The organism is Streptomyces sp. NPDC056373, assembly GCF_042262425.1.
Lineage (GTDB): Bacteria > Actinomycetota > Actinomycetes > Streptomycetales > Streptomycetaceae > Streptomyces.
This window is the reverse complement of the sequence record NZ_JBHJPX010000014.1, coordinates 169,086-182,297: the sequence shown is the minus strand read 5'-3', so window position 1 is coordinate 182,297 and position 13,212 is coordinate 169,086. Positions and strand designations below refer to the sequence as shown.

Below are 13,212 nucleotides of genomic sequence, written 5' to 3'. Positions count from 1 at the left end.
GTGTTTCTTGACCGGCCGTTGACCAAGTGTTGGTCCGCACTAGACGCGCGAAGCACCGGAAGGAGGGCACATGTACCGAGGTACGACGGCACGGACCGTGGTTTCGATCCTCGCCGCCGTCCTGCTCGCCCTCCAGTTCTTCGCACCGACCGCGTCCTTCGCAAGCGCGCATGCACACAGTCAAGTCGAGGCCAAAGCTCAGACCGGAACGAAGCCCTCCGGCACGTCCTCGCGCCCCGGCCACAAGTCCCCGGGGAAGGCGCTGCGCGACGAGACGGCGGCCTGCCGCGCCGGGCACCACGGGGACCCGACCGGTCCCCTGCGGACCCGCGACCGGTCCCACACCGCGGACCTCGCACCCCCGAGCCCGGAGCGGCCGCTGCAACGGCACATCCGGCCGACCGGACCCGATCCGGTCAGACCCGGCGCCGCGCACGACCACACGACAAGATCCTCGACGTCGCACACGCCGGCGGCACTCCAGGTCTTCCGCTGCTGAGCGGCAGAGCACTTCCCCCCCACCCTTGCCATGCCCGTCCGACGCGCCCCCATCTGCGCGCCAGGAGGAGTCAACACACTCATGCAACCCCTCATCGACAACGCCCGCATCTTCGGACAGCGCCCTGAGGAGTTCGCCCACCTCGCCGAGGGCCAGTCCCCCGAGGTCCTGTTCATCACCTGCTCCGACTCCAGGGTCGTACCGGCCCTGATCACGGGTGCCCGGCCCGGCGAGCTCTTCGAGCTGCGCACCGCGGGCAACGTCGTTCCCCCGCACTCCCTCGCGCACCCCACCTCGGAAGCGGCCACGATCGAGTACGCCGTGGAGGTCCTCGGCGTCAAGGAGATCGTGGTCTGCGGCCACTCGCACTGCGGCGCCGTGGGCGCGGTGGTACGCCATGACGACCTCTCGGGCGTGCCCGCCGTGCGCGACTGGCTCGCGCACGCCTGTGACGAGCCCAAGTGCGCGGACCCGACCGACAAGACGGTCACCGAAGCCGTGCAGAACCATGTCCTGACCCAGGTGGAGCGGCTGCGCTCCTACCCCTGCGTGGAGAACCGCCTGGCGGACGGCCGGCTCCGGCTGCACGCCTGGTTCTACGAGGTGCACACGGGCACCGTGCGCGAACACCGCGCAGACACCGATTCCTTCGAGAAGGTGTGAGGGCGACCATGACCAAGTTCCCTTACCTGAAGCAGGACTTCCTCGCCTCGATCGTCGTCTTCCTGGTCGCGGTCCCGCTGTGCGTCGGCGTGGCGGTCGCCTCCGGCGTCCCCGCGGAACTGGGCCTCATCACCGGCATCGTGGGCGGGCTCGTCACCGGGCTGATGCGTGGCAGCAGCCTGCAGGTGTCCGGACCCGCCGCCGGACTCACCGTGCTGGTCTTCGAGGCCGTCAGCCAGTTCGGAGTGGCCACGCTCGGCGTGATCGTGCTGCTCGCCGGCCTGCTCCAGCTCGCCATGGGCTTCCTGGGGATCGGCCGCTGGTTCCGGGCGATATCCGTCTCCGTCGTCGAGGGCATGCTCTGCGGTATCGGCCTGGTGATCATCGCCGGGCAGATCTACGCGGCGGCAGGCCTGAAGGCACCGGAGTCCGGACTCGGCAAGATCGCCGGCCTGCCCGGGATGTTCGCCGACACGCTCGGCAGCACCGCGGCCATGACCTCCCTCGCGATCGGCGCGGGCACCATCGCCGTCATCGTGCTCTGGAAGAAGCTGCCGAAGGCGGTCCAGACCGTGCCCGGCGCCCTGGCAGCGGTCGTCCTGGCCACGGTCGCCACGCTCGCCTTCAGCCTGCCGGTCGCCACCGTCCAGGTGGAGGGTCTGCTGGGCGTCATCCAGCCGCCCGGGGCCGAGGCCTTCGGTGAACTGGCGAACCCGGCCATCTGGGGCACCATCATCGCCTTCGCACTGATCGCCTCCGCGGAGAGCCTGTTCAGCGCGGCCGCCGTGGACCGGCTGCACAACGGTCCGCGCACCGAGTACAACAAGGAGATGATCGCCCAGGGCGCGGGCAACACCCTGTGCGGTCTGCTCGGCGCACTGCCGATGACGGCCGTCATCGTGCGCAGCTCCGCCAACGTCAACGCGGGCGCCAAGACCAAGGCCTCCCGGGTGCTGCACGGCGTGTGGCTGCTGCTGTTCGCCGCCGCGATGCCGTGGGCCCTGGCACTGATCCCGATCCCCGCCCTCGCCGGCATCCTCGTGCACGCCGGCTGGAAGCTGATCCCGTTCCAGCAGATCACGACGCTGTGGCGGGCCCACAAGGGTGAGGCGCTCATCCTGATCGTCACCGCCGTGTCGATCGTCGCGGTGAACATGTTCGAGGGTGTGCTCATCGGTCTGGCCCTGTCGGTCGTCAAGACCGCCTGGGAGGCCTCGCACATCAAGCTCGACATCATCGACAAGGGCGCCGGCCCGATCCAGGCGTACCTGTCCGGCAACGCGACCTTCCTGCGGCTGCCGAAGATCCTCGACAACCTGGAGAGCCTGCCGCAGGACCGCCCGGTGGAGCTGGACCTCTCGGGCCTGCACCACCTCGACCACGCCTGCCGCACGGCCCTGGAGAACTGGGCCGCACGCCACAGCGCGACGGGCATCGAACCGGTGAAGGTCACGGAGCCCGAGGAGGCTCCGGCGGAGAAGGTCACCGTCGCCTAGCCGGCGGGCCGATCACCCACCCGTTGGTCCGGGACGCGCCGGCTGCGCGCCCCGGACCATTCGCGTTCACCCGTCCGGGCCCCGAAGTGGGGCGTGGCCCCACGCCCCACTTCGGGCATATCGTTACAGAAACGGATGGATTCGGACCTCTGAACGGGGAGGTCGGCATGGTCGAAGAGCTGGTCGGCGTGGTGGCCGCGGTCGGGGCCGGTGCGCTGGTGTACCTGGCCTCAGCGGCACGGGTCGTCAAGCAGTACGAGCGCGGGGTCGTCTTCCGGCTCGGTCGTCTGCACGGGGACGTGCGGCGGCCCGGGTTCAACCTCGTGATCCCCGCGGTGGACCGGATGCGCAAGGTCAACCTGCAGATCGTGACCATGCCCATCCCGGCCCAGGAAGGCATCACCCGCGACAACGTGACCGTGCGGGTCGACGCCGTCGTCTACTTCAACGTCGTGGACCCCTCGGCCGCGATCATCAACGTCGAGGACTACCGCTTCGCCGTCTCGCAGATGGCCCAGACGTCACTGCGCTCGATCATCGGCAAGAGCGAGCTGGACGACCTGCTGTCCAACCGCGAGAAGCTCAACCAGGGCCTGGAGCTGATGATCGACAGCCCGGCCGTGCAGTGGGGCGTGACCATCGACCGCGTGGAGATCAAGGACGTCTCCCTGCCGGACACCATGAAGCGCTCCATGGCCCGCCAGGCGGAGGCCGACCGGGAGCGGCGGGCCCGGCTCATCAACGCCGACGCCGAGTACCAGGCCTCCAAGAAGCTGGCCCAGGCCGCCCGCCAGATGGCCGACACCCCTTCGGCGCTCCAGCTGCGGCTGCTGCAGACCGTGATGGCGGTGGCGGCGGAGAAGAACTCCACGCTCGTCCTGCCCATCCCGGTGGAGCTCCTGCGGTTCCTGGAGCGGGGCGCTCAGCCCGCGGCGGAGGCCGCGGGACAGCCGCAGGACGCGGGGGACGCGGGGGACACAGAGAGCGCGAGCCGCGCGCAGCCCACGGACCGCGCGGAGATCGAGGAGCGCCCCGTCGACCTCACGGAGCAGCGCCCGGTCGACCTGACGGAGCAGGCCGGGGAGGCCATGGAGCGGCTGCGACGCGCGGTCGAGCAGTGACGCGCGCTACGCGCGTGGTTCCCGCGGCCCGCACCAGGTGATAGACACAGCGGGATCACAGTTCCTGTCCGCCAGCAGGAAGGTTTCCCCATGACCGAATCCGGTCGCTTCGCCACCCGACGTCGGATGCTCGCCGGGACGGGCGCCCTCGGCGTCGGAATCGCGTTCTCCGGCGCCCTCTCCGAACTCTTCGCCGGTACCGCCGCGGCACAGGGCCTCGGCCGCACCGGCTACGGCCCGCTCGTCCCCGACCCGAAGGGCGTCCTCGACCTGCCGGAAGGATTCCACTACCGGATCCTCTCCCGCGAGGGGGACGAACTCCGCTCCGGCGAGGGCAAGGTCCCCTCCAACCACGACGGCATGTCGGCCTTCGGGGGCAGAGGCGGCCGCGTCCACCTGGTCCGCAACCACGAGAACCGCGTGAACGGCAAGGTCCCGGTCCCGACCGTCGAGGGCCTCACCTACGACCCGGGCGGCAAGGGCGGCTGCACGGCGCTGACGCTGGACTCCCGCAACAGGGTCCAGTCGGAGCGTGTCGCGATCGCCGGCACCGCCGTGAACTGCGCGGGCGGCCCCACCCCTTGGGACACCTGGCTGACCTGTGAGGAGACCGAGGACCGGGCCGGCACCAACGGCTACACCAAGGACCACGGCTTCATCTTCGAGGTGGACCCGGTCGATCCGCACCGCACCGGGGCCGTGCCACTGACCGCGATGGGCCGCTTCGCACACGAGGCGATCGCCGTCGATCCCCGGCGGGGCGTGGTGTACGAGACCGAGGACGCCTTCGAAAAGCCCTTCGGCCTCTTCTACCGCTTCCTGCCGAACCGGCCGCTGGGCGGCAGGGGTTCGCTGCGCGCGGGCGGCCGGCTCCAGGCGATGCGGGTGCCCGGGGTGCCGGACCTGTCCTCCATCCAGGAGGTGGGCGCCGAGTTCGGACACATCGAGTGGGTGGACGTGCCGGACCCGCAGGCCGCGCAGACGCCGATCCGGTTCCAGGACTTCGGCCGCGGGGGCATCACGCACGCGCAGAAGCTGGAGGGCTGCTACTGGGGCGGCCGTTCGGTGTACTTCGTGTCGTCGTTCGCGCGCCGGTCGGACGGTTCGGCCGCCGACCACTACGGGCAGGTCTGGCGCTACGACCCCGAGCACCGCCGCCTCACCCTGGTGATCGTCTTCGGCCCCGACACCGATGTGCAGCTGCCGGGCGAGTCGCCGGACAACATCTGCCTGGCGGCCGGCGGCGGCCTCATGGTCTGTGAGGACGGCAACGGCGCCCAGCACGTCTTCGGTGTCACCCGGCGCGGCGAGGTCTACGCGATGGCCCGCAACCGGCAGGCGATCACATCAGCCGCTGACGCGGCGGGCGGCACCGAGCAGGAGCCGGAATATGGTGAGTTCGCGGGGGTGACGTTCTCCCCGGACGGCGACACGATGTACGTCAACTGCTACACGCCCGGCACCACGTTCGCGGTGACGGGCCCCTGGCGCCGATAGCGGGCACCCCGCTCCCGGCGGGGCACGGGGTGCGCATCCCGGCGCCCCGCCGGACCATCGAGGCACCAGAGGGCGAAGGGGGCCCGGTGACACACAAGGCCGGCACGTCGTTGCGGGAGCGGCTGCGCCTGCCCCCGGGCCGTCCGGTCGACCTGAGCCGGTACGACGCCGCCGCCACTCCGGGCGGGCCGCACGGCAAGGCGGAGGGCAAGGCGGCCACGGACCGGACCGGCGAGCGGCTGGCCGTCCTCCAGGAACGGCTGTGGGCGGCGAGCACCGGGGGCGACCGGCGCCGCGTGCTGCTGGTTCTGCAGGGCATGGACACCAGCGGCAAGGGCGGCACGGTCAAGCACGTCATCGGCCTGCTCAACCCGTCCGGCTGCCGGATCACCGCGTTCAAGGCACCCACCGACGAGGAGCGCGCGCACCCGTTCCTGTGGCGCGTGGAGCAGGCGCTCCCGATCCGCGGCGAACTGGGCATCTTCGACCGTTCCCTCCCCCGCTCTCGACTTCGCTCGAGCGGGCGGTGCCCCCATCGAGGACGTCCTCGTGGCCCGCGTCCGCGAGCTCGCGCCCGCCCCCGAGATCTCCCGGCGCTACGAGCAGATCAACCGCTTCGAGCGGTCCCTCACCGGCGACGGGGTGACCCTCATCAAGTGCTTCCTGCACATCTCCTACGAGGAGCAGCGCCGCCGGCTGCTCAAGCGCCTCGACAAACCGGAGAAGCGCTGGAAGTTCGCCGCGTCCGACATCGACGACCGGGCCCTGTGGCCCGCGTTCCAGGAGGCCTACGAGATCGCGCTGGAGCGTTGCGGCCCCCCGGACGCGCCCTGGTACCTGATCCCGGCGGACCACAAGTGGTACCGCAACTGGGCGGTCAGCACCCTGCTCCTGGAGCACTTCGAGGAGCTGGATCCGCGGTATCCGGAGGCGGACTTCGACGTGGCCGCGTGCCGGAAACGGCTGCTGGAGCAGCCCTGACCCACCGGCCCGGGGGCGTCGGGGACAGTGAAGCCGGCGGACGGGGGTACTCGGCGGCTCATGAGCGACAAGCAGCAGGTCAGCAGCTCGTACTGGCTTCAGACGGCGCCGGACGGCCGCCACCCGGCGCTGCCGGAGGACCTGGACGTCGACGTGGCGGTGATCGGCGCCGGGATCGCCGGGCTGAGCACGGCGTGGGAACTGACGCGGGCCGGGCGGAGCGTGGCCGTCCTGGAGGCCGGCCGGGTCGCGGCAGGCGTCACCGGACACACCACCGCCAAGGTCACCGCCCTGCACACGCTCGTCTACGACAAGCTGCGGCGCACCCGCGGCCCCGAGGGCGCACGGCTGTACGCGCGGTCCCAGTCGGAGGCGATCGGCCACGCGGCCCGGATCGCCGAAGAGCTGGGCGCCGACTGCGAGTGGGAGACGAGGAGCGCCTGCACCTACGCCCGTGACGCGGGCCGCGTGGAGGAACTGCGCGACGAGGCCCGGGCCGCGGCCGAGGCCGGGCTGCCCGCGTCGTTCGTGACGGAGACCGGGCTGCCCTTCCCGGTGGCGGGCGCGGTCCAGGTCACCGGGCAGGCCCAGTTCCACCCGCGCAAGTACCTGCTGGCGCTCGCCGCCGACCTGGTCGGGCGCGGCGGGCGGATCTACGAGGACACCACCGTCCTCGGCCTGGACGAGGGCGAGCCGTGCAGGCTGTCGACCACGACCGGGGCGACGGTCCGGGCCCGGGACGTCGTCGTCGCCACGCACTACCCGATCTTCGACCGGGCCCTGCTGTTCGCCCGCCTGTCCACACGCCGCGAGCTGGTCGTCGCCGGGACGATCCCCGCCGACCAGGACCCGGACGGCATGTTCATCACACCCGACGAGGGCACCCGCTCGGTGCGCACCGCGCCCCAGGACGGCGACCGGCGGCTGCTCATCGTCACCGGTGAGCACTTCGCACCGGGCACGGGCGACCCGCGGGCCCGTTTCGAACGCCTCACCGCCTGGGCCACCGGCCACTTCCCGGACCTGGAGGTCACCCACCGGTGGGCCACCCAGGACACCGAGCCCACGGACACGGTGCCGATGATCGGCCCCCTGCACCCGGGCGCCCGGCACACGTACGTGGCCACCGGTTTCGGCGGCTGGGGCATGACCGGCGGCATCATGGCGGGCCGGCTGCTGACCGCGCAGATCCTGGGCGAGGAGTGCGAGTGGAGCGCGCTGTACGACCCGCGCCGGGTCAGGCCCGCGCTGCGTGAGGCACCGGCGCTCCTCAAGACGCAGGCCAAGGTCGCCGGGCACTTCGTGGGAGACCGGCTGCGGCCTTCGCCGCCGGTGGAGTCCCTGCCGCCCGGCGAGGGCGCCGTGGTCCGCGCGGACGGCCACCGCGTGGCGGTGTACCGGGACGAGGACGGCGCTCTCCACGCCGTGTCCGCCCGCTGCACCCACCTGGGCTGCCTGGTCGACTTCAACGCCGCCGAACGTGCCTGGGAGTGCCCCTGCCACGGTTCCCGCTTCGACACGGACGGCAAGGTGATCCAGGGCCCGGCGACCAAACCCCTGGAGCGACGGGACCTCTGAACGGTCCGCCCCCGGCCTACGCTGGACGTATGAGCGAGGACGACTACTGCCTGATCGACGCGGCCAGGCCGCCCCGGGCGGACGGGCCGCCCTATGCGGAGTGTGTGCTGTGCCGGGAGCCGACGGAGTACCCCGAGTCGTACAAGGGCATCACGCTCTGCCCCGTCTGCGAGTGGCAGGAGGCGCAGCGCACGGCCTGCTCGGGGTGACCTGCCTGCTCACGGCGATCCGACTGCTCACGGCGATCTGCGGGAGGCCAGAGCACCGGCCAGGGCCAGCGCCCCGGCCGTGACCAGGGCCGCCGCACCCAGGGGCAGCAGCGGCAGCGGGACGGTGCCTCGCTGCGAGCCGGTGACCAGGCCCTGCACGGCCGCCTGGGCGGGTGAGCCGGTGGCCACCAGCGACAGCAGCGCCGCGAGCAGCAGGGCGGGGACCGCCCGGCCCGGCGACCGCAGCAGGGGCCGGCTGGTGAGCGCTCCGACGGCGGTGCCGAGCAGGGCGCAGGCCAGCGCGGCGAGCAGCCCGGCACCGCAGGCGGCCGCGAGCGGGACCCGGGTGCGGTGGTCGGAGGCGACCGGGTCGCTGAGCAGCGTCACGGCGAGGGTCGCGAGCGTGCCGAGCGCCGCGGCACCGGCCAGGGCCACCAGCAGGCAGGCCACATGAGCCCGCGCGGGCCCGGCGGCCGCCGCGACACAGCCGCGCGCGGCGTCGGGTTCGCCCATGACACAGATCCGCGCCAGCCACGCGGCGACGGGCAGCAGGGCGGCGGCCGTGTACCCGAGCGAGTCGAGCACCGGCTGCCCGGCCTGGATGCTGATCGCGAGGAAGGCCGCGTACAGCAGGAACGGCGGCAGCCAGCGCTGCGAGCGCAGCAGCAGGGCGGCGTGGTAGCGCATCAGGGCGGTCATCGGCAGCTCCTGCGAACGATCATCCGTGGCTCGCCGCACCGGTCGGCTCCCACCCCGGTGGCGGCGGTACGCGGCTCTCGGCGACCGTCGCCCGGTGCCGTGCCGCGGGCTGTCACCCCTGCCTCGCCGGGGGCGTCGTCCGCGGCGTCACGCTCACCACGTGCCAGGGCGGACGGGCCGCCAGCAGCGTGCGGAGCAGGACGTCGGAGTGCGGGGCGGGGACGGAGAGCCGGTAGGCGCCAGGTCCGGTTTCCTCGGCCGAGGACACCGTCCGGCGCACGTCCTCGGGCAGTCGTGCGTCCGGCGGGCCCTGCGCCTCGATCAGCACGTGCGGACCGGACGGGGCCGTAACCCACGCGGGCTCCTGCCGGACGATGCCCGCCTCGCGCACGGCGTACGTCTCGTCGGGCAGGCCTGCCAGGCGGCGCGGGTCGTGGTCGACGAACACCACCGAGCCGCCGGCCGCCGTCCGTTCGGCGACCGCGCGCTCCAGCTCGGCGCGGGCAGCGGTGTCCAGGCCGGTCCACGCCTCGTCCAGCACCAGCAGTTCCGGCTCCGCCAGCAGGGCCTGGGCGACCGCCACCTTCTGACTGCTGCCCTTGGACAGCCGGGCCATCGGCGTCTCGGCGTACGCGGCGGCCCCGAGGCGCTCCAGCCACTCCCCGGCGGCCCGGGCGGCCCCCTTCCGGGTCAGGCCGTGCACGGTGCCGAGGTGGGTGAGGTAGCCGGCGGCGGTGAAGGGCAGGGCGGGCGGGAACCGCTCGGGGACGTATGCCGTGCGCGGCCGGCCGGTGATCCGGCCCTCGCTCGGCGCGTCGATGCCGGCGAGCAGCCGCAGCAGCGTGGACTTGCCGCTGCCGTTGGCGCCCTCGACGCGGACGAGCCGGCCAGGAGCCACCGCCAGGTCGATGCCGCGCAGCACCCAGGGGCCTGTCAGACCGTAGCGGCGGCCCGCTTCGCGCAGGCACAGGTCGGGTCTCATGCGGCCATCCTGCACGATCTTCCGGCTGGCACACTGGGGTTCGTGAGCGAAAACCCGACGCCCGTGAGCGAGAGCGACAGTCCCTTCCGGTCCGAGCCCTCGGCGCGCGACGAGGCACCGCAGTTCGTGCTGCCGCTCGTCGTGCGGATCGAGCGGGCGGACCCGCCGGCGCGCACGGACGCACTGGAGACGGCGGCGCGGGCGGTGCTGACGATCCTGGCCGACGAACGGTCGGCCGGCGAGGGCGAGTGGGCCGGAGCCATGCGGGACTGGCAGGACGCCAGGATCCGCAAGGTCGTGCGGCGGGCACGCGGCGCCGAGTGGCGGCGGGCCGAGGCGCTGCCCGGCATCACGGTCACCGGCAAGGCCGCCGAGGTACGGGTCTTCCCGCCCGTCCCGCTGGACGGCTGGCCCAAGGATCTGGCCAGGCTCCAGGTCTCCGGCACCGACCTGGACGACCCCCGGCCGCCGGTGGACGCGGACCCCTCCGCCCCCGTGCTCTGGCTGAACCCGGACCTCGGCATGTCGGCCGGCAAGGCCATGGCACAGGCCGGCCACGCCGCCCAGCTGGCCTGGTGGGAGCTGTCCGGCGAGGAGCGGGCCGCCTGGCACGAGGCGGGTTTCCCGCTCTCCGTCCGGACGGCCGACGCGGCCCGCTGGCCCGGACTCACCGGCAGCGGGCTGCCGTTGGTGCGCGACGCGGGGTTCACGGAGATCGCGCCCGGCTCGTGCACGGTGGTCGCGGACCACCCGGCGCTGCGCCGCGAGCCGCAGGGGGCCGGTCGCGCGGCGCCCACCCGTTCGGAGTAGCCGCGGGCGCGGCGGCCTGGGGCGAGTGCTCCAGTGGGGTTACCGGTCGGCCCGACTCCAGGAGGCAGCCATGACCAGCGCCGCGCCCCCTCCCCCCGCTCCGCCCGCCCCCGGCGACCGGACGCCCGGCGGCCCCGGCTCGGGCGGTTCCGGCGACCCGTGGGCGGCCGGGGGTCTGGCTCTCGGTGGCATCCTGATGGTCGTCTACGGCCTCTTCGCGGTGCTCCAGGGCATCGCGGCGATCGCCGGGGACGAGGTGTACACGAGCTTCGGCCAGTACTCCTTCGCGTTCGACCTGACCGCGTGGGGCTGGATCCACGTGATCGTCGGGGTGCTGGTGGTGGCCGCCGGGCTCGGCCTGTTCGCCGGAGCCGCCTGGGCCCGGGTCGTGAGCGCGGTCGTGGTCGGCCTGGCGCTCATCGCGAACTTCCTCTGGCTGCCGTACCAGCCGTTCTGGTCGATCATCATGATCGTGACCGGTCTGTTCGTCCTCTGGTCGGTGTTCAACTACCGCTCCGTCCGCCCGGTGTAGGGCCTCCCGCGTCAGGGCGGCGCTCGCGCTCCGTGACCACCGCGTGCATCCGGCGCGTCAGCGCGGTGGCCGCCGCGGTGAGGAAGACGAACGTGTAGACGATCTGGACGACGGTCACCATGCGGGCCTCCTGCCCGCGCGGGGTGATGTCGCCGTAGCCGACGGTCGCGAGCGTGACGACGGTGAAGTACAGCGCGTCGACCCGGGTGCTCAGGCCGGTGAACTGCCCCGGCTGCTGCGCGAGGGCGTAGTACCCGGACGAGAAGACCAGCACGGCCAGGCACATCAGCAACGAGATCATGATGCCCGACCGGGCCTGCGGCTTCTCCAGCACGACGTCGCGCACATGGCGCAGCAGCAGGGCGGCGACGAGTGTCAGGCACAGCACGAACAGCGGCCAGCCCAGCCAGGGGCGATCGGCGCCCAGGCCCTCCAGCGGCAACAGGAAATAGGCCGTGCCGCCCGCCACGAGCACGGCTCCGGCCCCGAACCGCAGCCGGCGGACGGCGGCCGCCCCGAACTCCTTCTCCCGCTTCCGCACGGGGCGGTGGGGCTGCTCGCTGCCTTCGGGCATAGGTCCGGTCTACGGCGTTTCGGACCGGGACGCGACCCCTGCGCCTCCGTCAGTGGGGGCGGCGGCCGGGCCCCCGAACCTCAAATGTTGCTCTGAAGGCGGGCCGTGCGGGGTTCGGGGGCGAGCGGCTGGGCCATACCCCCCTCACGTTCGAGGAACGGGCCGGGTGGAGGAGGGGACGATGGAGCGACTGGGGACGGGCATCGGGTGGCGACCGGAGATCGCGGACGCCGTGGAGCGGATGCCGGGGATCGACTGGGTCGAGGCGGTGGCCGAGAACGTCTGCCCCGGGCATCTGCCCGACTCCCTGCGGCGGCTGCGCGAGCGCGGCGTCACCGTGGTGCCGCACGGCGTCTCCCTCGGCCTCGGCGGCGCGGACCGGCCCGACGCCGGACGGCTGACGGCGCTGGCCGAGCGCGCCGAGGCGCTGGGCTCCCCACTGGTCACCGAGCACATCGCGTTCGTACGGGCGGGTGGGTCGCTGACCGCCTCCCCGCACCTGGAGGCGGGCCACCTGCTGCCCGTGCCACGGACCCGGGACGCCCTGGACGTCCTGTGCGAGAACGTGCGCATCGCGCAGGACGCGCTTCCGGTGCCGCTGGCCGTCGAGAACATCGCCGCGCTGGTCTGCTGGCCGGGCGAGGAGATGACGGAGGGCCAGTTCCTGTACGAACTCGCCGACCGCACGGGCGTCCGCCTCCTCATCGACGTGGCCAACCTGCACACCAACCACGTCAACCGCGGCGAGGACCCGTCCAAGGCCCTCGCCGAGCTGCCCCTGGAGGCCATCGCCTACGTCCACGTCGCCGGCGGCTTCGAACGCGACGGCGTCTGGCACGACAGCCACGCCCACCCCGTCCCCCGGCCGGTCCTCGACGTCCTGACGGACCTAGCCTCCCGGGTCGGTCCCCCGGGCGTCCTGTTGGAACGGGACGAGAACTTCCCGGAACCGGCGGAGCTGGAAGCCGAGTTGACCACGATCCGCCGGGCGTTGGAGTCGGGGGCGGTCGAACGCGTGAAGACGCAGCTGCGTGAACGGCGCGCCGAGGAACCGGCACCGGCCGGTTCCGGTGCGCGCTGCCATGAGACCGGGGCGGCCGGGGCGACACGGGGCGCCTCCGGCCCGCCCCATCAGGAAGGGGCGGGCGGGGTCGGGGAGGCCCGGCAGCGGCTCGGGCTGGCGCAGGCCGCGTTGCTGTCGGCGCTGGTCGCGGGCACCCCCGTGCCCGAGGGGTTCGACCGGGTGCGGATCGGTGTCCAGGCGCGGGCGCTCGCCGCGAAGCGGGCGGACGTCGTGGCGAAGGTCGCTCCCGAGTTGCCGGTGATCCTCGGGGACGGGTACCGCGCGGCGTTCCTCGGCTACGCCCAGACCCGTCCGATGACCGCGGGATACCGGCGCGACGCCCTCTCCTTCGCCGAGCACCTGCTGTCCGCCGGGCTCCCCGGGGACTCGCGGGCGCGGCGGGAGCTGCGGGAGTGGTGGCTGGAGCGGTCGGGCCCTGCCCCGCGCTCCCGGCGGCCCGGCCACCGCCTCGCCCGCGCCACGCGCAGGGTACTGCTGCGGCGGTGAG

The 13,212-nt window shown here is 73.2% G+C and carries 13 protein-coding genes and 1 pseudogene; 11 read left to right on the top strand and 3 right to left on the bottom strand.

The genetic code is table 11. From position 1 onward, the window contains the following. Positions 1 to 70: 70 nt before the first annotated feature. The 8 genes and pseudogenes from ACFCXS_RS28570 to ACFCXS_RS28535 all read left to right on the top strand — a co-directional run bounded on the left by ACFCXS_RS28570 (position 71) and on the right by ACFCXS_RS28535 (position 8,044). Positions 71 to 499, top strand: a complete 429-nt coding sequence (locus ACFCXS_RS28570; RefSeq protein ID WP_376646206.1) for a hypothetical protein — start codon at positions 71 to 73, stop codon at positions 497 to 499. 81 nt (positions 500 to 580) lie between these two features. Further along, entirely contained in the window at positions 581 to 1,162 is a 582-nt protein-coding gene (locus tag ACFCXS_RS28565) for a carbonic anhydrase (protein WP_376646205.1), read from the top strand. Between the two features lie 8 nt (positions 1,163 to 1,170). Next, positions 1,171 to 2,658 (top strand): SulP family inorganic anion transporter, encoded by a 1,488-nt coding sequence (locus ACFCXS_RS28560; protein WP_376646204.1) that lies wholly within the window; start codon positions 1,171 to 1,173, stop codon positions 2,656 to 2,658. Positions 2,659 to 2,825: 167 nt separating this feature from the next. Next, positions 2,826 to 3,779, top strand: coding sequence for a slipin family protein (locus tag ACFCXS_RS28555; RefSeq protein ID WP_376646203.1), 954 nt, complete (start codon positions 2,826 to 2,828; stop codon positions 3,777 to 3,779). Between the two features lie 90 nt (positions 3,780 to 3,869). Then, positions 3,870 to 5,276, top strand: a complete 1,407-nt coding sequence (locus tag ACFCXS_RS28550; RefSeq protein ID WP_376646202.1) for a PhoX family protein — start codon at positions 3,870 to 3,872, stop codon at positions 5,274 to 5,276. 56 nt (positions 5,277 to 5,332) lie between these two features. Further along, a pseudogene (locus tag ACFCXS_RS28545) lies at positions 5,333 to 6,257 on the top strand (PPK2 family polyphosphate kinase). Positions 6,258 to 6,317: 60 nt separating this feature from the next. Beyond that, positions 6,318 to 7,835 carry an FAD-dependent oxidoreductase gene (locus ACFCXS_RS28540; protein ID WP_376646201.1) on the top strand — a complete coding sequence of 506 codons (1,518 nt, stop codon included), beginning with the start codon at positions 6,318 to 6,320 and terminating at the stop codon, positions 7,833 to 7,835. A gap of 29 nt (positions 7,836 to 7,864) precedes the next feature. Beyond that, positions 7,865 to 8,044: a hypothetical protein gene (locus ACFCXS_RS28535; RefSeq protein ID WP_094052755.1), complete on the top strand. Its 180-nt coding sequence runs from the start codon at positions 7,865 to 7,867 to the stop codon at positions 8,042 to 8,044. A 27-nt stretch (positions 8,045 to 8,071) separates the two neighbouring features. On the opposite strand, the gene ACFCXS_RS28530 is transcribed toward ACFCXS_RS28535, so the two are convergent. Next, on the bottom strand, positions 8,072 to 8,743 hold the full coding sequence (locus ACFCXS_RS28530; RefSeq protein WP_376646200.1) for an ABC transporter: 672 nt from the start codon (positions 8,741 to 8,743) through the stop codon (positions 8,072 to 8,074). A 112-nt stretch (positions 8,744 to 8,855) separates the two neighbouring features. Next, the gene (locus tag ACFCXS_RS28525; protein ID WP_376646199.1) at positions 8,856 to 9,725 is read right to left on the bottom strand and encodes an ATP-binding cassette domain-containing protein; all 870 of its coding nucleotides are present in this window, start codon (positions 9,723 to 9,725) and stop codon (positions 8,856 to 8,858) included. A gap of 42 nt (positions 9,726 to 9,767) precedes the next feature. Between ACFCXS_RS28525 and ACFCXS_RS28520 the strand changes: the two genes are divergently transcribed. Both ACFCXS_RS28520 and ACFCXS_RS28515 read left to right on the top strand, forming a co-directional pair. After that, positions 9,768 to 10,535 carry an aminoacyl-tRNA hydrolase gene (locus tag ACFCXS_RS28520; RefSeq protein WP_376646198.1) on the top strand — a complete coding sequence of 256 codons (768 nt, stop codon included), beginning with the start codon at positions 9,768 to 9,770 and terminating at the stop codon, positions 10,533 to 10,535. Between the two features lie 70 nt (positions 10,536 to 10,605). Next, complete coding sequence (locus tag ACFCXS_RS28515) at positions 10,606 to 11,067, top strand: hypothetical protein (RefSeq protein ID WP_376646197.1); 462 nt, start codon at positions 10,606 to 10,608, stop codon at positions 11,065 to 11,067. Here ACFCXS_RS28515 and ACFCXS_RS28510 read toward each other — a convergent pair. Further along, a complete protein-coding gene (locus tag ACFCXS_RS28510) occupies positions 11,039 to 11,641 on the bottom strand; it encodes a potassium channel family protein (protein ID WP_376646196.1) in 603 nt (200 codons plus the stop codon). The genes ACFCXS_RS28515 and ACFCXS_RS28510 overlap by 29 nt on opposite strands. A gap of 181 nt (positions 11,642 to 11,822) precedes the next feature. On the opposite strand from ACFCXS_RS28510, the gene ACFCXS_RS28505 reads away from it, so the two are divergent. Then, positions 11,823 to 13,211, top strand: coding sequence for a DUF692 domain-containing protein (locus ACFCXS_RS28505; protein WP_376646195.1), 1,389 nt, complete (start codon positions 11,823 to 11,825; stop codon positions 13,209 to 13,211). Position 13,212 lies beyond the last annotated feature (1 nt).